Source organism: Acinetobacter sp. 802_lipA, assembly GCF_058242885.1.
On the sequence record NZ_JBZAYP010000001.1, the window covers coordinates 3,373,998 to 3,395,104 of the forward strand.

At 36.9% G+C, this 21,107-nt stretch carries 19 protein-coding genes, 1 tRNA gene, 3 pseudogenes and 1 other annotated feature; of the genes and pseudogenes, 4 read left to right on the forward strand and 19 right to left on the reverse strand.

Annotated elements, in window-relative coordinates:
* Positions 1 to 22 precede the first annotated feature (22 nt).
* Complete coding sequence (locus tag AC4CU3_RS16685; RefSeq protein WP_279043741.1) at positions 23 to 745, reverse strand: hypothetical protein; 723 nt, start codon at positions 743 to 745, stop codon at positions 23 to 25.
* 126 nt (positions 746 to 871) lie between these two features.
* On the opposite strand from AC4CU3_RS16685, the gene AC4CU3_RS16690 reads away from it, so the two are divergent.
* Positions 872 to 1,210: a helix-turn-helix domain-containing protein gene (locus tag AC4CU3_RS16690; RefSeq protein WP_279043740.1), complete on the forward strand. Its 339-nt coding sequence runs from the start codon at positions 872 to 874 to the stop codon at positions 1,208 to 1,210.
* A gap of 31 nt (positions 1,211 to 1,241) precedes the next feature.
* Here AC4CU3_RS16690 and AC4CU3_RS16695 read toward each other — a convergent pair whose 3' ends face one another.
* Both AC4CU3_RS16695 and AC4CU3_RS16700 read right to left on the reverse strand, forming a co-directional pair.
* A complete protein-coding gene (locus AC4CU3_RS16695; RefSeq protein ID WP_279043739.1) occupies positions 1,242 to 2,240 on the reverse strand; it encodes a hypothetical protein in 999 nt (332 codons plus the stop codon).
* A 1,772-nt stretch (positions 2,241 to 4,012) separates the two neighbouring features.
* Positions 4,013 to 4,687, reverse strand: a pseudogene (locus tag AC4CU3_RS16700) (IS982 family transposase); the annotation flags it as partial.
* Between the two features lie 52 nt (positions 4,688 to 4,739).
* On the opposite strand from AC4CU3_RS16700, the gene AC4CU3_RS16705 reads away from it, so the two are divergent.
* Positions 4,740 to 5,959, forward strand: a protein-coding gene (locus AC4CU3_RS16705) for an IS3 family transposase (protein WP_490738417.1) whose coding sequence is annotated in 2 segments (ribosomal slippage) — positions 4,740 to 5,016 and positions 5,016 to 5,959 — 1,221 coding nt in all. Because the reading frame shifts where the segments join, the coding sequence is not laid out codon by codon here.
* Positions 5,015 to 5,131: a sequence feature (AL1L pseudoknot), on the forward strand. (Overlaps the previous gene by 117 nt.)
* Before the next feature lie 10 nt (positions 5,960 to 5,969).
* On the opposite strand, the pseudogene AC4CU3_RS16710 reads toward AC4CU3_RS16705, so the two are convergent.
* The 10 genes and pseudogenes from AC4CU3_RS16710 to AC4CU3_RS16755 all read right to left on the reverse strand — a co-directional run.
* Positions 5,970 to 6,206 (reverse strand): annotated as a pseudogene (locus tag AC4CU3_RS16710) (IS982 family transposase); the annotation flags it as partial.
* Positions 6,207 to 6,305: 99 nt separating this feature from the next.
* Positions 6,306 to 7,028 (reverse strand): HNH endonuclease family protein, encoded by a 723-nt coding sequence (locus tag AC4CU3_RS16715; RefSeq protein WP_279043738.1) that lies wholly within the window; start codon positions 7,026 to 7,028, stop codon positions 6,306 to 6,308.
* Between the two features lie 3 nt (positions 7,029 to 7,031).
* Positions 7,032 to 8,240, reverse strand: coding sequence for an AAA family ATPase (locus tag AC4CU3_RS16720; protein ID WP_279043737.1), 1,209 nt, complete (start codon positions 8,238 to 8,240; stop codon positions 7,032 to 7,034).
* A 41-nt stretch (positions 8,241 to 8,281) separates the two neighbouring features.
* Positions 8,282 to 8,599: pseudogene (locus AC4CU3_RS16725) on the reverse strand (tyrosine-type recombinase/integrase); the annotation flags it as partial.
* A 22-nt stretch (positions 8,600 to 8,621) separates the two neighbouring features.
* Positions 8,622 to 9,712 (reverse strand): IS4-like element ISAba33 family transposase gene (locus tag AC4CU3_RS16730; RefSeq protein WP_155115347.1). Its coding sequence is split into 2 segments (ribosomal slippage): positions 8,622 to 9,172 and positions 9,172 to 9,712, totalling 1,092 coding nucleotides; the frame shifts between segments, so codons are not numbered across the junction.
* Between the two features lie 46 nt (positions 9,713 to 9,758).
* Positions 9,759 to 10,673: a tyrosine-type recombinase/integrase gene (locus tag AC4CU3_RS16735; protein ID WP_490738418.1), complete on the reverse strand. Its 915-nt coding sequence runs from the start codon at positions 10,671 to 10,673 to the stop codon at positions 9,759 to 9,761.
* 195 nt (positions 10,674 to 10,868) lie between these two features.
* Positions 10,869 to 10,945 (reverse strand) — tRNA-Ile (locus tag AC4CU3_RS16740).
* A 385-nt stretch (positions 10,946 to 11,330) separates the two neighbouring features.
* Entirely contained in the window at positions 11,331 to 11,951 is a 621-nt protein-coding gene (locus AC4CU3_RS16745) for an aminotransferase (RefSeq protein WP_279043735.1), read from the reverse strand.
* Positions 11,952 to 12,029: 78 nt separating this feature from the next.
* Complete coding sequence (locus AC4CU3_RS16750) at positions 12,030 to 12,512, reverse strand: CinA family protein (protein ID WP_058869549.1); 483 nt, start codon at positions 12,510 to 12,512, stop codon at positions 12,030 to 12,032.
* 45 nt (positions 12,513 to 12,557) lie between these two features.
* The gene (locus AC4CU3_RS16755; RefSeq protein WP_058869513.1) at positions 12,558 to 13,208 is read right to left on the reverse strand and encodes an A1S_1983 family putative colistin resistance protein; all 651 of its coding nucleotides are present in this window, start codon (positions 13,206 to 13,208) and stop codon (positions 12,558 to 12,560) included.
* Between the two features lie 101 nt (positions 13,209 to 13,309).
* Here AC4CU3_RS16755 and ispF point away from each other — a divergent pair, with 101 nt between their 5' ends.
* Positions 13,310 to 13,798, forward strand: coding sequence for a 2-C-methyl-D-erythritol 2,4-cyclodiphosphate synthase (gene ispF, locus AC4CU3_RS16760; RefSeq protein WP_279043734.1), 489 nt, complete (start codon positions 13,310 to 13,312; stop codon positions 13,796 to 13,798).
* Here ispF and AC4CU3_RS16765 read toward each other — a convergent pair.
* The 6 genes from AC4CU3_RS16765 to AC4CU3_RS16790 all read right to left on the reverse strand — a co-directional run bounded on the left by AC4CU3_RS16765 (position 13,786) and on the right by AC4CU3_RS16790 (position 19,242).
* Complete coding sequence (locus AC4CU3_RS16765) at positions 13,786 to 14,310, reverse strand: protein tyrosine phosphatase family protein (RefSeq protein ID WP_058869514.1); 525 nt, start codon at positions 14,308 to 14,310, stop codon at positions 13,786 to 13,788. The genes ispF and AC4CU3_RS16765 overlap by 13 nt on opposite strands.
* 56 nt (positions 14,311 to 14,366) lie before the next feature.
* The gene (locus tag AC4CU3_RS16770) at positions 14,367 to 15,458 is read right to left on the reverse strand and encodes a 3-deoxy-7-phosphoheptulonate synthase (protein ID WP_004693350.1); all 1,092 of its coding nucleotides are present in this window, start codon (positions 15,456 to 15,458) and stop codon (positions 14,367 to 14,369) included.
* A 139-nt stretch (positions 15,459 to 15,597) separates the two neighbouring features.
* Positions 15,598 to 16,494 (reverse strand): sulfite exporter TauE/SafE family protein, encoded by an 897-nt coding sequence (locus AC4CU3_RS16775; RefSeq protein ID WP_058869515.1) that lies wholly within the window; start codon positions 16,492 to 16,494, stop codon positions 15,598 to 15,600.
* A gap of 103 nt (positions 16,495 to 16,597) precedes the next feature.
* Complete coding sequence (locus AC4CU3_RS16780; RefSeq protein ID WP_227509207.1) at positions 16,598 to 17,080, reverse strand: hypothetical protein; 483 nt, start codon at positions 17,078 to 17,080, stop codon at positions 16,598 to 16,600.
* Between the two features lie 312 nt (positions 17,081 to 17,392).
* The gene (locus tag AC4CU3_RS16785; protein WP_178927991.1) at positions 17,393 to 17,686 is read right to left on the reverse strand and encodes a hypothetical protein; all 294 of its coding nucleotides are present in this window, start codon (positions 17,684 to 17,686) and stop codon (positions 17,393 to 17,395) included.
* The gene (locus AC4CU3_RS16790; protein WP_058869517.1) at positions 17,683 to 19,242 is read right to left on the reverse strand and encodes a PepSY-associated TM helix domain-containing protein; all 1,560 of its coding nucleotides are present in this window, start codon (positions 19,240 to 19,242) and stop codon (positions 17,683 to 17,685) included. Before AC4CU3_RS16790 ends, AC4CU3_RS16785 begins: the two co-directional genes overlap by 4 nt.
* 688 nt (positions 19,243 to 19,930) lie before the next feature.
* Between AC4CU3_RS16790 and lpxB the strand changes: the two genes are divergently transcribed.
* The gene (gene lpxB, locus AC4CU3_RS16795; protein ID WP_279043733.1) at positions 19,931 to 21,103 is read left to right on the forward strand and encodes a lipid-A-disaccharide synthase; all 1,173 of its coding nucleotides are present in this window, start codon (positions 19,931 to 19,933) and stop codon (positions 21,101 to 21,103) included.
* The last annotated feature ends 4 nt before the right edge of the window (positions 21,104 to 21,107 follow it).

Below are 21,107 nucleotides of genomic sequence, written 5' to 3' on the forward strand. Positions count from 1 at the left end.
ATTTCCACTTATATTTTTAAAATTAACAAATAGTACGAATTAAAGAATCTTCTAAGTAGCGGTTTGAGAAATTATTTTCAAACCAACGCAATGCATCTTGAGCAAAATAAATATTAGTGTAAATACGACTATCGACGCCAATCGCTGAAATTGTTTGCCATGAGCGAGTCATCATCGCTACAGGACTCCCATCCTTATCAAACTCTACAAATGCAGGATCAACATCATAACGATTCGCAGCACCATTAAACTCTGTAATGGATTGAACTAATCCACGATTTAGATCACTATTAATGTTGTTTTTATACATGCGAACCTGATGGCCTTTAGCGAGAGCTTGTTTAATAAACATTTTTGAAGCTAAATCTTTTTCTGAAATATAAATACCATTGTTAATTTTTCGATTCGCTTCATTGAAATTTGCTGCGTGATTGATATATTTTTCTAAATAAATTGAACCCATTGTCCGCTTTTCTAATTTGAATTTATCATTTATCAGTGATTGATTTAAGATAATGACATGATTATCTGAATGACTTGAAAGAACTAAAAACTTATTTCGTATGTCTTTATTTAACATTTCATCCCATACGCGTTGGGTTCCTGTGCTCACCCATCCATCGTAAGCAGTTATGCCTTTCGATATTGTACTTGCCGTACTATCTGCAACAGTTTGGATATGTTGACAACCGACTAAATTCATTGCAAGAAAACTACCCACTAAAAATAAAAAATGCTTATTCATTTTACCCTCTGATTTTTAGTGAAAATTCACTACTAAATAGTTAAGTGGTGAAAATACTAAGGAATCCTTAGTAATTAATCAATAAAAAACTAAGAAAATCTTAGTTTTGAATTGATCATTAAATATATGGAACGCAAAAAATCAAATGTATTTTCAATGCGTCTAAAAACTGCTCGTAAGGCGAAGAAGCTTTCTCAGGAACGTTTAGGAATACTTGCGGGTATTGATGAAGCTTCGGCTAGTGCTCGAATGAATCAATATGAAACAGGAAAGTATGCGCCTGATCTTCTGATGGCTACAAAAATAGCTGAAGTTTTAGAAGTTCCCGTAGCTTACTTCTACACAGAAGATAATTTAATGGCAGAACTTATCACAAAACTCCAATTTTTGACTGAAGTGCAACAGAAAGAAGTATTAGATTTTATTAATCAAATAACCTTTGATATCAAAAAAACAAATACATGATATTCTAAATATAAGCATATTTGATATTATTTCATAAATTCTGCGCTTCAATGTATTCACTGATCACCTGCCAATTTTCCGTTGTTGAAATCTCTCGTGGAAGTTCGACTTCAAAGGATTCATAAAAATATCTACGCATACAATATTCAGTATAAGAATTTGCATAGGTTTCATACCGTGCGATGATTGTTAAATCCATCATCGGCATTTGTGCCTGATCCCATCGTTGTCTTTTCCGACTGAAAAAAAATAGTTTCCCGAAGGTATATAAACGTCCAGCCTGTTGTCGATTGCCTCTGAATACAGCATAAACTTTGAAATAATGCTGCCATGCAAGAAGATCATTAACCGCCTTGGTCTGATCTTTCTGTGAAATAATTCGATTGAGAATTTGGGTTAATTCTCTTTTTTGTTTTTCTATTTCAGTTTTCTTAAATCGCCACGTCCATGAGAAATTCTTATTACTTTTACGGTAAAACTTAGTTTGATGTTCGGCATACTTTTTATGGCTTAACCGTACTAATTCAGCCTCATATTTTCCAAAATCTAAGCATAGATAAGGTTTATTCAATATGAAATTAAATTGTTCATTGTCTTTATAGTAACTACGGATAAAAGTTAATTCATGCCCAACTGTGATTTTGTCCCAGATGACAGGTTCAAGTTCAGCAATTTTATCTTTTGATGTATATGCTGAACTGGGTGTTGAAGTCACTTTCCCTATGGTTTCTTTGCTGTGGCGATTGCTATTAGGTGTTTTAATCAACAAGATAAATAACCACGCATCTTTATAAAGAATGTCTTGAACAATGAGATCAGCAACAGGTAGCCCTTGTTTTAATCGATATGTTCTTTGCCGACTGGTTAAATTTAATGCGTATCGTTCGGTTAATTTATGAATAATCTTTTCAATCTCAATTTTACCCAACTCAGTTTGCACTATAAATTTGCAATAAAAATATGATCCTCTTGTGACTTTATCTTGAATCTTTTGTGCGGTGTATTTTGTGTGGGGGCTGTAATCAATCATTCTATGTCATCCAACTATGCACTTTTAATGTCAATCAACAATCCACTTAAATCCAAATTTATTCATTCATTTTTGAATTGTTCATCAACAATAATTTTCTCTACATTTCCTATTTTGCTGAGCGCGTCAGCAATCAGCATTGATCAAATTGCGCTAGCACTGTCACCTCACGTTGTAAGGTGACAATAAAGTAGTTCCTAGTGCGTATTACGAAACTTAATCAGTAAATCTTATACTTGTTTAAATATTATATCAATAATATTGATATAATAAATTCATTCTGATAATATGGCTGCATATCAATCGAATTGTGGATTGACCATCCATTCCAACTTTCTTTTTTAAAGTGGTTTGAATGGCTGACCACCATTCAAAAACTTTGATACATATTGCCCTGAGTATAGGACTAACCATCTCCATACTGCCGATGTAGCGGACTGCTGGGGAAACCTCGCTCGGTACGTTGCAACGGGGGCTAGAGGATTGCAATATCCTCTTTCTATCCGTTCATTCACTTTTTAAGAGTTCCAAGCAAATAAAAAGTGGTTGGGCGACAAGGAAACGGGAGCCTATAAGCGATTTATCGTGAAATGGCCATTTGGTTAGTAATAGCCAGATTAGGTGTGAAATTATGAAAATAATGGATCATTGAAACCCTTTTCAAAGTGATACAGTCAGGAGCAGCATAGGATGTGCGATAGTCTCCGTTAATAGCTGAATGTGTATGCTTGATCGAACAAGTTTTTTTACTTGGAAAAGTATGCTCATTTCCAATCACGATGGCTGCTGAGAGTGCCGTAAGGTACTAGGGCTTTGAGGCTAACGCTGGAAAAGCTGGCACCATTTTGCGCAAGCTGAATGGGTCGCTGGATAGCTTAAACGTGTAACGGCATTAATCGATAGATGCTGATTGGAGTGTAAGAGTTTTGCCCTTTATAAAGTTATGTATACATCATATCCCGATATTTTTTAAGGAACTACGGTCGGGGGAAACAGGAAGCATGTATACAGGCGAGAGGATAAACGGTCTGCACATTAGACACTTTGAAATAACTTGGGAAGCACTGAATAAAAAGGCTTAAATTGGTTAAAAGTCTGCTGTATTTTTTCAGTGTGGGAGCGATGGTGAGTAGCGCATATAAAACAATTAAACTTGAGATACTTTAGTTCAAGATGAATTGTGGAAATTGTAATTCCCGACCTAAATAATATTTAATTATTAGCGATGTTTTAAACATTAGTAATTTTTAAAAACACTCTATTTTTTAAGTCGGTTGGATAAAATGAGATAGCTAGCTTAAAGCGAATCCTAAAACATTTCGATTTTTTTCAGTCGGGATGCTCATTGCGAAAACTTGAGTCGGCACATGTGTGAGCATGTTGGACAATATGTAGAAAAGAAAGGTTAATGGAACACTGGTCGTGTTCCTCAGTCGGAGATTGGTCTCTCTGACTAGGCCAAGATTGATACAGTTTAAGTATTCTGAAGTTTGGTCACTGATGAAAATATACTTATACGTGTTTACCTGAGACTTAAATCAGGGTAATGCTACACCAGCATGAAAAAATCGTGGTTTGTCCTTCCAGATTAGACAAGCATAAAACTATTGCCTAGCAATAGAAATATGAAATGGAATATGGCCTAAGTCGGCATGAAAAAATTGAACCGCTAGTACAGGCGTAATCATCTGCTCAACAAAGAGCATTAACAAATGAAATTAGGCTCGATCCCTTAGGGACGAGCCTTGTCTTATTATATTAAGACGCCAATCTCAACTTTGAATAAGGCTTTCCAGTTGTAAAGGTGGATTTCCTAATCGTGTATTTAAAATTACTGCAATGGTATGTGAAAGAATCTTACGCGTAATTCTATGCGTTAAATGCCATAAATCTTTAGCTCTTACTTTTTGAATGTGAAATCGTTCAGTTAATTGACCTATAACAGTCTCAATTTTTCTACGAGCATTCATGAGCCTCGCCATAGCTTCCTTAGACCTGCTATCAGTCATGTTCTTTCTATAAGGTGTTTGTAAATCAATATCTTGGTACTTAAAATAGTGTTTTAATTCAGGTCTTAAGTATCCTTTATCACCACCAAGTAATCCCTGAATATCTTGAGTAATTTCTGGTGCAACATCACGTTCATCACAATGAGCTGGAGCAAAAGTATAGCCTGTAATCATTCCTGAAAAGTTAATAACGATATGTCCTTTGAAACCATAATATTTTTCTTGTTTAGCCGCACAATAACTAAAACCTGCAGATTCTTTGAAGTTTTTATGTTTTTTTGCTCTAGCATAACGACAAACAGGTATAGGAAAGCCATCGATAAAATGAATATTATCTAAACCGAAAACAGATTTTAGTTGTGACATAATCTGTTGATTTACATGCCATAATTTTGCACAATGTTTGCAAAAATTAGGATAGGAACCTAATTTTGGAAACCTGAACCGTACCGGGTTTGTCGGAGACCAACTTTCTTGAGAGAATGTCCCAATGACAAAACCAAAATATACCCCCGAAATTAGAGAAAGAGCGGTTCAATTATTGATTGAATCTGAAAAAGATTATCCTTCTACTTGGGCTGCAATCACAGCAATTGCACCTAAGATTGGCTGTACTCCTGAAACACTTCGTGCCTGGCATCAAAAGCATTTAGATCAGCAAAATCCTATTAAAGTACAACAGATATCTGATCAAGAAAAAATGAAGCAAATGGAACGTGAAATTAAAGAATTAAAGCGTGCCAATGAAATTCTACGTAAAGCAGCCGCTTTTTTCGCCCAGGCGGAGCTCGACCGCCCACACAAATAATGGTGGATTTCATCCATAACAATAAAGATCGATATGGTGTTGATGCGATTTGTAGGATTTTACCGATCGCAGCTTCAACCTATTACCGAACTTTAGATCTCGCTGACAATCCAGAACATCGAGCGAAACGAGATCTACATGATGAGCATCATGCTGAACAAATTAAACGAATTTGGAAAGAAAGTTCAGGTCGATATGGTGTGCGTAAGGTCTGGCAACAATTGAAACGTGAAGGTTATGTTATCGCACGTTGTACAGTTGCTCGATTGATGCAGAAGCTAGGTATACAAGGGGTTTGGCGTGGTAAGAATAAACAAACCACCCGTAGCCGAGATGATCAAAAACGAGCAGATGACTTGGTGAAACGCAATTTTAGTGCTGATCAGCCTGACCAGCTGTGGGTCAGTGACTTTACGTATATTCAAACAAATTCAGGCTGGGTCTATACCGCCTTTATTATTGATGTGTTCTCACGAGCCATTGTTGGATGGAAAGTATCTACACGAATGAATACAGATATGGTGCTCGATGCATTAGAGCAAGCATTGCATGATCGAGGCATGCCAAAGAACGTGATTCATCATAGTGACAGAGGCGTGCAATATCTTTCCATTCGTTATACCAATCGTTTAGAAGCAGCAAATTTACGAGCATCAGTCGGTACGACCGGTGATTCATACGATAATGCTTTGGCTGAAACGGTGAATGGCTTATACAAAACAGAGGTGATTGAATATCTAAAAGCAGATTGGCAAGGTTTAGCAGATGTACAACTTGCGACACTAAACTGGGTAGATTGGTTCAATAAAAAGCGTGTACACAGTGCACTGGGTTATGTATCGCCTTTTGAGTTTGAAGCAATGTACTATGATAAGATTAACCCGTTAGGTCAGGTGGCCTAACTTAAATAAAAAAGTCTCCGACAAACCCGGTACGGTTCAACCATTCAAACCAATTGTGTTTAAAGTAGAACCAGATATTTTTATCAGAATCTAAGCCAAGAAACTCTCCCACAATTTGTATAGTAAGAATTTCAATATCACTTAAAGCGGGTGGAAATCCTCTACTTCTTAAAGGTTGAATGACAATCGCTGAGTAAAATTGCTCTATGATTAAAAATACAGAAATGATAAATTCGTAAATGGACATAACTTGCTTTGCTTTTCTTAGTCGAAAATTAAATTGGGTTATGTCCTTTTTATTTCAAAGACTTAAAAAGTTGAGATTCGCGTATTAAGACTATTTCGATTAAATTCTTTTATCTAACATCAACAACATAGAATTATTATGTAAATCTTCTAAGTCCTGATCCCACATCCCAGTTGTCTGAAGTTGGTTTTTAATCATCAAGTAATCTCTATTTGCATGTAAAGTAGATGTTAAAAAAGCTGAGTATGCTTTATCGGCCTGACAAGACTGTAATAGGGTTGATATTGAATCTCTTGTATCATCAATATCTGCTAGGTTAGCTACTATTTTAGATAATTGTCGATTAACTTCATTACACGCTAAAAATCTTGGCAATACCAAACGATCATCATCATTTAAAAAAAGCTTTTTGACGGTAGTATTTCCCTTTTCATCTTTACCATAAAGCCTGAAAGCCTCCTGAGAGAGATGATCTTTTGGCACGTCTACGTACGGATTTACAATTGGTTCAGCAATTACATCCAGAGTCCATTTTTTTCGATTACAACGTCCGCAAGATGGCAATAAATTATCCCAATTAATAACATCATCAGGATAAGTATCCTTATCTTTAAAATGCTCCACCTGCATATATGAATCTTCAATTTGTAGTTCACATTCACAATATGCACATTTATTAGCACTACTTCTTAAAAGTGTTTTTCCAATTTCTTCATGTTTCCAAACAGTTAGTTTAGGGTTCGCTTTAAAATTTGCAGTCAGGTCAGTAACTTTTTCTTCAGTTAGAAATGCTGGTTTAGGTTCACGTTGGAGTTTAATCATGGATTAATCTCCAAGACTATCTAACTGTATTTTAAAAACTGGTTTTAATGGATAGTTAGGATGAAGCATTCTCTCCAGCTCATTAAATGCAAGCTGAGCTTCTTGTTTGTTTCTCGATTCCAATGCTTCATCAAATCGCTTTTTTACTTCATTGTATTTCTGGGTCCGTAGATCAGTCATCCCCATTACATCTTCAAGAATTTCTTCAATCGTCCATCCTTGATAACCATATTCCGAGGTTGGTAATTCTCGTCTTACTACTTCGTTATTTCTTCTCTCAAGTGCAATAACTTCATCCTTAAGCGCAGTTTGTACCACATGAGGACTATGAGTAGAGATAAAGAACTGAGCTTTAGGAAACACTTCTTTAAGAACCGAGCAAATACGACCTTGCCATTCTGGATGAAGATGAAGTTCAATTTCATCAATTAATATTATTCCATCGAAATCTTGTGCAATCATGTAAGGTGCTTTGAAGCGCATTTCTATTTCTTTAATAATTCCGAATACAATAGATATTGTTGACTTAAATCCAGAAGATAAATACTCATAATAAATTTCTCCGCTTGGAGTCTTTATCATGATTTCATTCTCATTGGGATCAACCCTACTAAATGTAAAATTATTATTTAAAATAGAAAAACAACTTTTTGCAAATTCAAAATTTTCTAATTGTTCTTTTTCTAGTGCTTGTGGATGAACTGAATATAAATGTCGGTGAATAAACCACGTTTTTATATCATGATAATTGATTCCCGTGATCGACTGCTGACTTGTATGATGTTCATTCTTATCTTCATCTTTTCTTATCGCATCAATTCTTTGATATGTAAAAGTACGATCAACTTTAAAAGAGAGTAATTTCTTTGAATATGCACCTAGCCCAGGTATATGAAAAGTTTTTTGAGGCTCATGTTCATAAAGCGTGATTTGGGGATTTTGCATATTATTATGATCATCTAAAACAAAAGCTACAATCAAAGCATTTTCAGAATTTATTTTCTTTTTTAGAGTTGGAGTATGTTGATTTGTAAAAATATGTCCTATGGTTTCAAGAACCGTTGTTTTCCCAACCCCATTTTCTCCACAAATAATATTCATTCGTGGATTAATTTCCTCTAATTTTAGGTATGGGATTCCCCCAACATCCTTTAATTCTAAAGATGTGACTTTCATTGTATCTAGACCATTGTTATTTAATGCATTAATCATACATCCAATAGAGATTTAAGCAATGCTTGTCTTAATCGCTATTAAAAACATAACTGTTCTAAATAATCAGCCCACCATTGCATAATTTCAATACGTTCCCCTAAATGCGTTGATTTATCATATACAGCCTTTACACCACGTTTTTTATGTGCCAAACAAGCTTCAACCACCTGTTCTTTATCACTAAATTGATTATTTAATGCTGTACTTGCCACATGTCTAAAACCATGTGGACTTTGTTTGCCACGATACCCTAAATTTTTTAGGGCATTATTTAACGTTGCCTCACTCATTGGTTGAATCAGACTATCTCGACTAGAAAACAAAAAATCTGATACAGTTCTAATTTCTTTTAACTTTAATCTCTGTACACGACAAATTTCATAGGACCCTTGTCCTATCAGGCTTTTTCTTTCTTAAAATTGCTAGCACTTTCTTAAATTCTTCTTTTTTTCCAAAACCAATCAAACGTAGAATAGCCATTTGAACATAGTCCAAACCGTAGCGAAATAAACTTACTGAAAGTCGTCCATGCTTCTTTATTTTTATCGCTTTTTTCCGATCATGTTGCCATTCACCTGTTAAATAGCACCAACAGAAACCCATAGCTAGCACTGCTATCAATTTCTTGACTCGTCTAGGGTCTGTTAAACGAGTATTTTCAAGATTGAATCCACGTCCTTTGAGACAACTAAATAACGTTTCGATTTCCCAGCGTAATGCATAATCACGAATAGCAGAAGCATTAAACATAGGAGAAACAACAAGTAAAAGTTCTCCATCTTCTAATCGTAGCGCACTAATATACAGTTTCACTCGACCAACCCAAATACGTCGTTTACGACATTCAGTTTGACCAACTTGAAGATGACGAAATAAATCACTAATTTTATGATTCTTGGCTAAGTGATTGGTCACAATAAAGTTTTTTTAACACGTATACAGAAGTTAATGTCATTTTCAATTAACCATGTAAACCATTTCTCACCGATAAATTCTCTGTCTGCAAACACATTCACAATACGATCTTTACCAAAAATGGAGATAAAGCGTTGAATCAAAGCAATACGCTCTTTTGTATCTGAATTTCCACGTTTATTGAGCAATGTCCAAACAATAGGTATCGCTATTCCACGATAGACGATGGCTAACATCAAGATATTGATATCTCGTTTTCCCCATTTCCAATTAGTTCTATCCAAAGTTAATTGGACTTTATCAAATGAAAATATATTGAAAATTAACTGAGAAATTTGACGATAATCGAAATACTGACCTGCAAAGAAGCGTTGTATACGTCGATAAAATGATTGTGGTAAGCACTTGATGGGTAAGGCTTTAGATGCAGAAGAAAGATTACATGTCTGTTTTACAATTAATGCAAGCATAATCAGTGTAAAACATTTTGCATGTGACTTGTTCCACTTTAGATATTTGTTTAAGATGAGATATAACTCATTGAAATGTGTCATCATATTCGTCTTCAGAAAACAAGTATTATGCCATTATTTCAATGAGTTATCTTTTTTTGTCGTGTACAAAGAACTTTAATAATAGATCAATAGCTTGTTGTGGTAATGGCACAACATGCGAAATACCACACTTCATTGTTTCGGCAGGTTTTATCCAAATTCTTTTCTCAAAGTCAAAATCTTGCCATTTCGCATAACGCAATTCTTGTGGTCTAGGGAAAAGAATAACAAGTAACTCCAAAGCAATTGCTGTATGTGGATTTCTATAGCTTCGAATAGATTGAATTAAATCGGGTAATTCTTGAAGACTGACATGCTTCATATTCCCCTTACTACCTTTATCAAGATACTTCAAAATTCCGTCTAAAGGGTTTGAGTCTATTTGCCCATGGAACTTTGCAAGATCATAAGCATTTCGACAATGTGAGACTAGTTTCTTTACCCGATTGTAAATACTTTCATTTCTTAGCATATCCTGAAAAAAAGATAACCATTGTTGTGACAATATTTTGGTGAAATCCAAATCACCAAAAACAGATAAAATTCGTTTTTCAATAGATTGGGTTTCTTTCTTTATCGTTATTTCAGCCCAAGTCGTTTTCTTTGTATCAAGCCAGTCATACATCAAACTTTTTAAATTAAGTTGTTGCTCCACAACTCTTTGTAGCTGAATTTCCTTTTTTGTTAAAACTTTTTCTTTTTGCTGTAACTTGAGAAAAATTGTTGAAGCTTCAAGTCTAGCTTGTACAAGCGATAACTGAGGATAAGCCCCAATACTATGCCATTTCCATTTCCCTGTCTCATCCTTAAAGCGTACTTGCCAAGACTTTTTTCCTTTTGGTGATACACGAAAATAAAGCCCAGCATCACATGAAATACGATACTCCTTATCCTCAGATTCAAGATTGTATAAATGCGTGTCTTTGATCTGTTTGATACCATTTAGGGAAGTTCTTTTCATAGCTAAAAAACCTTGTATCCGAGTAATACAGAAAGAGTATCGGATACAAGATTGGATACACAAGAGTGCCAAATAAAGCTGTGCATAGCCAAACATAGTTGTGCAAAAAGGATAAATAAAAAACCCATGAATCTTTATAATTCATGGGTTTATATATCAAATCATTGCAAAGTTGTGCATATGATTACAAAAAACTGGTGGGCCCACACAGACTTGAACTGTGGACCAACGGATTATGAGTCCGCTGCTCTAACCAACTGAGCTATAGGCCCTAATATCTTGAATTTGTTATATATCAACAAGTTCAAGCGAAATGAATACTAGCGAAGATTTTTTAAAAAAACAAGCTTTTTCATACTTGGTTGTACAGTATCCCAACAATTAGAAGATTTGAATATTAATACGTAAGTAATTTAGAAAATGATGAGTTTTCAATGTTGTTGAATTAATTTATGCATCTAGCAAGTGGTGCTACTAAATTGTTTCGGTCAATACATCAAGTGGAACTAAGTATAGACATTCCTAATTCTGTGCAAATGCAGATTATATAGGCTCTGACCCGCAATAACTAGCAATAGAAAGGATATAGGGGGCTTTGGCCAAAATCTAATGCCCTCAGACAAAAGGCTCTACTTTCATAATTTTAGACCTTATTTTTTATCGGGTGAGAAGTACAGGGTCTTCAATGTTATAACCTGTTTCAAAAGGAATCCCGAGATATTGAACTGTCACCAGTGCTTTTTGTTGATGAGGAACTTTATAAGTTTGTGAAATGCGCAGCCCATTTTTATAGTCCACTGCCTTGTGTACGGGACTTTTCAAATTGCTGTATTTCACTTGATATTGATAGCTAAATTTCAGGATGGAGAGTTTAGGATCATACCAAGAAGGTTCTTTTGAAGCCTTTTTACTGATGACTTGAATTTTAACCTGCTTTGGCGGAATCGGCGTTAAAGCTTTGAGTCGTTTTTTTATTTTTGCAATGTCACGGTCAAACTTCTGACTGTCTTGATCATAGTCAATTTTTTGAGTTTTTGGATTGATATATAAAGATTTCACTTCAATCAGTTTGGAGGGGGTTTTGCTGTTGAGTTGATAATAATACAATTGTGGCAAACGACCCCGACCATCTAAGTAATGTCGCATCACATATATTTTTTGATCAGCTTGGTCGAGTCCTAAAACTTCAATATTTTGTGGTTCCCCTACAGTTGCAAAACTGTGGCTTGAAAAAAGTAAGGTGCTGAAAAGTAAAGGAGGGATTATTTTCATCATCATGAGGCGCTTCACATTTTTATTGATTATGGTTCAGTTTAAAGGCTCTAAATGTAGAAAAATCAAATTTAGTGTAAAGATTTAAGTATTTTGAACACGTTGAATGACCATTTGAGCTACGTTTTTCGTAAGTTGATCAAGTCGCTCGAGCGCACTGCCCAGTAGTAAATAATGGTAAGTGCTTAAAGTGTTTTGATAATGAATGGCAATGTAAAAGGTGCCTTCAGGTTTCTCAGGCGTCGCACTTCCACCAGGTTTGAGTAGCCCCGTACACGAGACAATAATATCGGCATGACGAAATAGTCGATGACCCTGAAGCGCCATAGCCTCAGTGACTTCACTCGACTCCGCTGTAAATTGTTGAATAAGTGCAGGATCAATCTTTAAAATTTCATATTTGATACTGGGGTCATAACTGACCAGTCCACCGAGTAAAATGTCTGCTCCGCTATGTTTATAAATCGAAAACTGACTGGATAGATAACCTGAACTGGCACTTTCGATAAAGGCAATGGTCAATTTTTTCTGTTCTAGGAGGTTGCAGCATTGCTTGAGTACTTGCACGGCTTTCAACCTCCCGATGTTCATTATTTTGATTTGATTGGTAGATTAGTCATAAACACGGTACACACCGACAAAACGATTACATGCTTTACTTTCACTTTTTACAGAAAGAATGGCTTTTTGAAAGTTGAACTGGTAGTGGCAGTTGTTTTCATTATCGGTAATGTTTTGCTTTTGATCGGGTGTAGTGTAGGCCAAAAATGAAATGGTCTGGGTTTCTATGCGGTTATTGGGGCTACGATATGCAATACCTTCGATCTTAATTTTATCTTTGGATAGCTGATGAACTTGTAGGTGCACAGGTTGCTTGGCAATGACCCCATGTTCAAATTTTAAATAGTGTTGCGTCAAACTTTGATTTAACGATGTATAGAAGTTGAGATCATCAATTCTAAAATCCATCTGCTGCTGATAGCAAGCTAAGGATTTACATTGCTGTAGGCGGTTTAACCATAGCTGATGGGTATCGACCAATAAACGCTGCGGCGCATCACTGATTAAAAAAGCAGTCATGGATTGCGTGTCTAATTTTTGTCGAATATCTTTGAATTGATCGCTACAGATCTTTTTAAGGCTAGATGAAGTCGGATCATCACAGTCAATGACTTGAGCATAACTAAAGCTGGTACAAAGACAACTTAGACACACTAAAATACTAAATTTTTTCATAAGTTTTATGTCGGTTTTCAACAGCATGATCGCTTATACTTTCACTATGTTGCGCTGCTTGTAACTATAGCGAAAGAGAAAGCGTGAATACAAGATTTCAATCATTTATTTCTTAAAGGAAACTGAGCATGGTTGCACATATTCGAATTGGACAGGGACTTGATGTACATGCTTTTGAAGAGGGTGAATTTGTCACACTGGCAGGTATTCAAATTCCACATACACACGGCTTAAAAGCACATTCAGATGGTGATGTGGTTTTGCATGCTTTAACAGATGCATTATTGGGTGCGTTGGCTTTAGGGGATATTGGTCAGCATTTTCCTGATACCGATCCTCGCTTTAAAGGAGCAGACAGTCGAGTATTACTCAAACATGTCTATCAGCTCATTCTAGATCGTGGTTATCAGTTAAATAATGCAGACATTACTGTGGCATGCGAACGACCGAAGTTGGCACCGTATAATTTAGCGATGCGCCAAAGCATTGCAGACGTTCTTGATGTTGAAATCACGCAGATTAGCATCAAAGCAACGACCACGGAAAAACTGGGCTTTACGGGTCGTCAGGAAGGTATTTTATCTACAGCTACAGTGCTGATTTCTCACGCAAAATGATCAGGATTGATCATAGCTAGCTTTAATTCTTGTGTTGCTTTACGACCTTGAAGTTGTAAGGCAACAGCATGCGCCAAACCTGTCCATGTGTCATTCGGTTCCCAAATTTGATGCATGGCTTCATGTGAGGTTGGCATATCGATATTCATATAATATTGACGATATAAATACATCAAACTACTGACTCGATAATTTTCTGAACAATGGACCCAAATGGTTTGTTCTTGCACCAAATGATCAATCATATCTAAGACCAATAAACATTGATCATCAGACGGTGTATCCCATGAAATAGGAACATGTATATAGTTCAAACCGAGCTCTAAACAGATTTGATCTTCATTGGCTAAATAGTTATTGCTATTACTGAGCGCAAGATTGATGACCGTGTTTACGCCATACTCTTTAATTTGCTGTAATTGCTCAGCAGTCGGTTGTCCAGAAGTAAACAAATGCTCGTGGATAAATTGAAAGTTAAGTGTTTGGCTTAAGTGTGTTTCAATAGCGTTCATAATTATTTCTTAATCTTAGAATGAAAAACGCCATCCGAAGATGGCGTTTTAAAAACTTAACGGTTCGGTAAAACGTCTTTGAGTGCTTCGTGCATCTCTAGTAATACCTTTTCTGTGGTATCCCAGTCAATACAACCATCGGTTACTGACTTGCCGTATTCAAGATCGCATAGGTTTTCAGGAATTTCCTGACGACCACCTTTAAGGTGACTTTCAACCATAATGCCGATAATAGATTTATTTCCATCAATAATTTGTTCGGTAATATTTTTCAGAACAAGCGGTTGAAGGAACGGGTCTTTGTTCGAGTTTGCATGACTAGTGTCAATCATGATTTTGGTGCTGACTTTCGCTTTAGCCAATGCTGCTTCTGCTTCTGCTACAGAACCAGCATCGTAGTTTGGCTTGCCATTACCACCACGAAGTACCACGTGTGCATACGGGTTACCTGAAGTACGAATCACAGAGACTTGACCTTGGTTGTTTAGACCTAAGAAGTGGTGACCATGTTTAACCGACTGCATTGCATTGGTTGCAACAGTTAAACCACCGTCTGTGCCATTTTTGAAACCTACAGGTGAAGAAAGACCAGAAGACATTTCACGGTGCGTTTGGCTTTCAGTGGTACGTGCACCAATTGCTGACCATGAGATTAAGTCTTGGTAGTACTGTGGTGAGTTTGGATCGAGTGCTTCAGTCGCACATGGCAAGCCTTTCTCATTTAACTCAACCAAAAGCTTACGACCAATGCGTAAACCTTTTTCAATGTTGAATGAGTCATTCATGTCTGGGTCATTGATCAGACCTTTCCAACCCACTGTGGTACGTGGTTTTTCGAAATAAACACGCATTACGACATAGATTGAGTCTTTAATTTTATCGCTTAAAACTTTTAAACGGTCTGCGTATTCGTGAGCAGCGACAGGATCATGAATTGAACATGGGCCAATCACCACAAAAATGCGTTTGTCTTTACCATCTAAAATATTGCGAATTGTTTCACGACCGTGAAGTACAGTTTGATATGCAGACTCAGTGAGAGGCAATTCAGTTTTTAATTCCGCTGGGGTAACTAGCGGATGAATGCTTTGTAAATTCACGTCATCGATGTCGTTTTGGGTAATAGAGTTTGACTGTAGAGTATTCATTGCCGTCACTGGTTCGATCGTATTAAGTTGCTTTATAAGCTGAATATAACACGGTTTAGCTGATAAAAGGTTATAAAAAAGTCGAATGAATCTTTGAAAAAAAAGTGATGAATCTTAGGTTTATTTTAAATCAGAATGCCTACACTGAGGCATTCTTAACTGTTGAAATTTGAATGACTTGAGCGGTTTCAGCTGGCTTCACTGGTTTGACTTTGATCGGATTCAACATGAAGTTGACACCCAGCGCAAACAGAGTAATACCCAACACTTTACGGATGATTTTTTCAGGAAGGCGTGAACTAATCAGTGTTCCAATAATAATTGCTGGAATTGAACCGACCAATAACCACATAAGGAGGTGGAAGTCCACGTTGCCTGAAGTCATGTGACCCATACCTGCAACGAAAGTAAGTAGTACCGCATGCACAACGTCAGAACCAATAATACGAATCATTGGTAGGTTGGGGAACATAATGACCAAAGCCATGATTCCAAAAGCACCAGCACCGACTGATGATAGTGTCACGAAGACCCCAAGAATTACACCCATCATCACAATGTACTTACGTTTATTGCTGGTTTGAAGTTGAACTTTTTCTAAGTCTTCGGTCATGTCTGGGAGTTCATCTTTACGTAATTTGTTGAAAAATTTTTCAATTTGATTACGGAAGACAATTGATAAACCTGTAATGGTCAACATGAAGCCTAAAACTATGGTGAGCACGGCTTTGTAGTGGGTAGACTGGCTCAAATAGTTGTCGAGTACCCAGTGCGTTGCAAAGGAAGCAGGAATACTACCAATTGCAAGCCAAAGCACAATCGGCCACACAATATTTAGTTTTTTGGCATGTACAAATGAACCACAAAATTTTGAAATTGCGGCATAGAGCAAGTCTGTACCAATGGCAATGTGAGGTTCAATTCTGAAAAGGCTGATGAGGATCGGCGTCATTAATGAACCACCACCTACACCAGTAATTCCCACACAAAAACCGACTAAAACACCTGCGAGAATAAATTCGAGTGGACCAAACATTGTTATATGCCAAAATATCAAAAAACGTGCATATCTTATGACGTTTTTATATAAGTCGTTGTCTTGATTGTTGATTTACTTATTCTAAAAAGAGATATAGGAGTTATTGTTTGAGCTGTATACGTGCTTTTATTTTTAAGCCTACAATTGTCAGCAACCACCATAGATTGAGACTTATGAGTGTTCGTAGAACATAAAGAGGGGCTAGCTGATGCTTTTTCCATTGCTCAAAATTCGCTGCGGTCGAGCCATAGGTCATATCTAATTGCTGCTGAGGTGGATCAACTAATGTGATCTGTTGAATAAACACCTCCTTTTTGGTGTTTTTTAGATTCCAAAAAATACGCTCTAAATAGTAAACCTCGACCTGCTTTGCCGTAAATTGGTGACGATGTGATGACTGGTCACATAGTGTTTGAACAGGTTCTCCCATCAATGTGCAGTTTGCGATCCATAAATGATGCTGTTGTTTAAATTTCAACGCGCTGATTCGTCCTTTACCGACTTCAACGGTGAATTCATCAAAGGTTTTACTCTGAATCTGAGTGCGGATCCAGCTGTTCGGGAAACAAATAAATACAAGCAAATTGAAAATGAGGGAAATAAAAAGTGTCCAGCCAAAATGATGCTTCGACCAACTGCAGAGCTGTTGAAAGGGGGTGATGATTTCTTGTTGTAACCAATCTAAAGCTGAACGTAATGTTTGTCCCGTGAAAAGAGGTTTAAAAGTGTTTATTATTGAGCGTGTTATAACTAAAAAATCACGATGCTTCAACTTAAATGATTTTGATTAGGCTCTAAAATTCTGTTGCAATGGCTCTGGTTCATATATTTACATACACCTTTATATTTGGCTCATGAACCAAATATAAAGGCATGTGAGTTGAAGTGTAAGTGATTATTTAGATTTAGTTTTTTTTGGTTTTAAGTCATTGATGCTTAAAATCAGTATAAAAAGTATCGGGGTTGCAAATACAAATAAACTGACACTACCCACACCGCGGCCTGTGAATTGAGTCAATAAAATTAATGTCGCGGTCAGTACACCAAAAGCCAGATATCGGCAGATTTGATAATGTTCTGCACACTTGGCCCAACGTGACTTTTGAGTTTTTGGACGCTGCTTATCGCTCACTAGAAATAACACATAGCACGCGAAACTGATGAGAAGTCCTGCAATCAGGTAGATCATGAATTGGGCTCCTGAACTGTAGGGTTGGCATATTTTTTCTGAATTTTTTGTACTGCTTTTTGTTGAATGGGCTGGATTTTTTGATGTAAGAAAAAAGCCAATATCGCAAGGATGATGATCATAAGATCAACTCGCAAAAATAACCAATATTCATGTAAGTCATGTACATATTGGTGGCTGATTAAATAATAAAGGTTGAAAATAGGCAAAGATACAGCCAGTAAAATGAAGGCCTTCAGTTGAGTTTTCCAAAGGTGTTGCTGTGGAGTGAGCAATCCAATGGCTAAACTGAGTAACCAAGTGCCGAAAAATACGTAAATTTCGTAGTTGCGTTGACCAGCTTCTAACTGAAGTAAACGGTTTGCACAAAGATAACTGAGCATAGCAATCGGTAAGCCAATGATGGCAGCCGTATTTAGGCGGTTAACTACATAATGTCCAAAGTGCAAACTTTGTTTCTTATTTTGTAGCTGACGTTTTAAGCTCCAGAGTAAAAGCCCAGACGCAATCATGGCACAGCCTAAAAGCCCTGAGAAAAATAACGTAAAGCGTAATAGAGGCTGCGCAAAGTGTGCCATATGTAAACCATAGACTCCATTATTGAGCGTGGCGATTGCACTATTATTTCGAGTGTCTCCGAGCAGGGCACCAGATTCGCCGTTAAAGCTGAGTTGGGCTTGGTTTCGCGTGATGCTTCGGTCAGTTGACTCAACCAAGTTCACTTGAGCGATATTGGTATTGGGGTGTTTGACCGTAATATTGCCAATTTCTGTTTTACCCCAACGCTGCTCAGATTGTTGTATGAAGTATTCAATTGGTCGCATCGTAGCAGGTGTCGGTTTAGCCTCAGAGCTGATGCTAATATTTCTAATTTCATCAAAATATTGGAACGGTTGCTCTGGGTAAAGTTTCTTCATGCCATTGGGAAGAATGAGATAAAAGAAAATGGCTAAACCAGTGAATGTAATGGTCAGAAAAAAGGGTAAAGCAATGACAGAGGTAACATTGTGAAAGTCTAGATACGAGCGTTGACCCTTGAAGGCTCTAAGGATAAAGAATTCGGTGAATATCTTTTTGTGTGTGATGACGCCTGAAATGAGGATGATCAACATTAAGAAGGCCGCAATAGTGACTAAAAGCCTACCGATAAAATAGGGCACACCATACAGCTGATAGTGAAAGCCATAGAAAAACTCACCGCCTTGAGTTGCAGATAAGGTGACTTCTTTACCTGTGTTCGCATCCAAAGTCTTATTTTCGTAGCCACCATCGGCCTTTTGCCAGTAGATTTTATTAACAGGTGAACTCGGACTAGCTACGCCGATATACCAACTTTGCGCATCTGTGGCATTTTTTTGTAAATATTGATATGCCGAGTTCATCGCAGTGTCTTGTTTGACCTGCATGGTGGCAAATTGAGGTTGCATCCACAAATTTATTTCATGACGGTAATAGGTCGCAGCACCTGTTAAAAAAATGGCAAATAATAACCATCCCAGTGTTAGTCCAAGCCAAGAGTGTAGCCATGCCATTGATTGGCGAACAGATTTTTGCATGGTTTAACCTACGAACTTCAGCAATAGAAAAAAGCAAAGGGAAAGCGAAATGGTTGAAGCGCTTAACTTTTTCAGGGATTGAACACAAAAGCTCAAAATGACAAAAATGATAAAGAAAATAAGAGATAGAAAAGCCGCCAAATAAATGGATTCTGCTTTAGCTAATTGAGGGTAAAAACTGAGTGTAAGCAGTTCTGATAACATGAATGTACATATATAGCCTAAGCCAAATGCGATCAAAAACCGGAACATAACGGTTATAGGGTATTTAAGCTGACTTAGGGGCATAAAGATCACATGAATGAAGTCATAAAGGGAGGCTTAACGTTACGTTGTACTCACTAAGCATTGAACCTAAATTTAATATTTAAGCAAAACATAATCATCTCTATTGTGCGTATAAGCAATCGACGTAGCCAAAATACTGGTATTAGGCAGCGTAAGTTGAGCAACAGAGTATATATGAACTAACGATAATGATTCTCAATAATTTTATGTTCTAATAGGCATCTTATGCAATATTTAAATGATCGAAAATTGAAATTAACCCGACTTTTTTCGTGTTCTTTAGATGTATCAAATAAGTCATTCATTTTTTATCTGCAGCATAAATAGAAAGAGCCGATCAATACCCATCCCAAAAGACGCTATGTTATGATGCATGGGTTGAAAAATAAGGAATAATGCTTTGCAAAATCGGAAACTTAAAATTGGAATCGTAGTGGGTGAAGTATCGGGTGATACTTTAGGTGCTAAACTTATTCGTAGTTTTCGTGAGCAAGGAATTGATGCAGAATTTGAGGGTATTGGTGGCCCGCAAATGATTGCAGAGGGTTTCAAGAGCTTTTATCCGATGGATATTTTGTCTGTTATGGGGTTGGTTGAGGTTCTTAAAGACATTAAAAAGCTTTTTGCTGTACGTGATGGACTGGTAGAGAAGTGGACAGCCCATCCTGTCGATGTGTTTATTGGGATTGATGCACCAGACTTTAATCTGCGTCTTTCAAAAAGTTTAAAACAAAAACAACTGCCAATAAAAACCGTGCAGTATGTTAGTCCTTCCGTTTGGGCATGGCGTCAGGGACGGGTTCATGGCATCAAAGCTTCTATTGATTTGGTACTGTGTTTATTTCCGTTTGAAAAAGCATTTTATAAAAAATGGAATGTTCCTGCTGCGTTTGTAGGACACCCCTTGGCCAGCCAATTGCCTTTGGAAAACCCAATTTTACAAGCCAAAGAAGAACTGGGTTTAGATCTGACCCAAAAGCATATTGCCTTATTGCCGGGAAGCCGACGTGGTGAAATTGAAAAGCTCGGTCCACTGGTTTTAGATGCTGCAAAATTGCTCTACGCCAAATATCCAAACTATCGCTTTGTGATACCTGCGATCAACGATGCACGTAAGCAGCAAATCGAAGTTTTGCTTGCCCAGTATCCAAAAGCACTGGTCCATCAAATAGACTTGCTTGAAAACTCAAGTACCGAGTCAAAGATCGGGCGCCAAGTGATGAACGCCGCTAATATTGTAGCTTTGGCTTCAGGTACAGCAACTTTAGAAGCTATGCTGTTACACCGACCAATGGTGACCTTCTATAAGTTGAACTGGCTCACCTATCATGTGGTGAAATTCTTAATCAAGATTCAATATTATTCATTGCCGAATATTATTGCGGGCAAGAAAGTGATACAAGAATTAATTCAAAAAGATGCAACAGCTGAGAAATTGGCGGCTGAAATTGAAAAATTAATGAATATTGAAACCGCACAGATTCAGGCTATGCAGCACATTACCATGCATAAACAGTTACTTGCAGGTAATAGTGAAAACCCTGTTGAGGCGATTTTAAATATTTTAGATTAATTCT

What these genes read in the sequence shown, in the direction of transcription:
- AC4CU3_RS16770 (WP_004693350.1), bottom strand. Translation starts at nt 15,458, where the DNA reads ATGAATACTCTACAGTCAAACTCTATTACCCAAAACGACATCGATGAC.
- AC4CU3_RS16755 (WP_058869513.1), bottom strand. Translation starts at nt 13,208, where the DNA reads ATGCTGTTGAAAACCGACATAAAACTTATGAAAAAATTTAGTATTTTA.
- AC4CU3_RS16715 (WP_279043738.1), bottom strand. Translation starts at nt 7,028, where the DNA reads ATGATTAAACTCCAACGTGAACCTAAACCAGCATTTCTAACTGAAGAA.
- AC4CU3_RS16775 (WP_058869515.1), bottom strand. Translation starts at nt 16,494, where the DNA reads ATGTTTGGTCCACTCGAATTTATTCTCGCAGGTGTTTTAGTCGGTTTT.
- AC4CU3_RS16685 (WP_279043741.1), bottom strand. Translation starts at nt 745, where the DNA reads ATGAATAAGCATTTTTTATTTTTAGTGGGTAGTTTTCTTGCAATGAAT.
- AC4CU3_RS16765 (WP_058869514.1), bottom strand. Translation starts at nt 14,310, where the DNA reads ATGAACGCTATTGAAACACACTTAAGCCAAACACTTAACTTTCAATTT.
- AC4CU3_RS16690 (WP_279043740.1), top strand. Translation starts at nt 872, where the DNA reads ATGGAACGCAAAAAATCAAATGTATTTTCAATGCGTCTAAAAACTGCT.
- AC4CU3_RS16785 (WP_178927991.1), bottom strand. Translation starts at nt 17,686, where the DNA reads ATGATCTACCTGATTGCAGGACTTCTCATCAGTTTCGCGTGCTATGTG.
- AC4CU3_RS16720 (WP_279043737.1), bottom strand. Translation starts at nt 8,240, where the DNA reads ATGATTAATGCATTAAATAACAATGGTCTAGATACAATGAAAGTCACA.
- AC4CU3_RS16695 (WP_279043739.1), bottom strand. Translation starts at nt 2,240, where the DNA reads ATGATTGATTACAGCCCCCACACAAAATACACCGCACAAAAGATTCAA.
- AC4CU3_RS16735 (WP_490738418.1), bottom strand. Translation starts at nt 10,673, where the DNA reads ATGAAAAGAACTTCCCTAAATGGTATCAAACAGATCAAAGACACGCAT.
- AC4CU3_RS16745 (WP_279043735.1), bottom strand. Translation starts at nt 11,951, where the DNA reads ATGATGATGAAAATAATCCCTCCTTTACTTTTCAGCACCTTACTTTTT.
- ispF (WP_279043734.1), top strand. Translation starts at nt 13,310, where the DNA reads ATGGTTGCACATATTCGAATTGGACAGGGACTTGATGTACATGCTTTT.
- AC4CU3_RS16790 (WP_058869517.1), bottom strand. Translation starts at nt 19,242, where the DNA reads ATGCAAAAATCTGTTCGCCAATCAATGGCATGGCTACACTCTTGGCTT.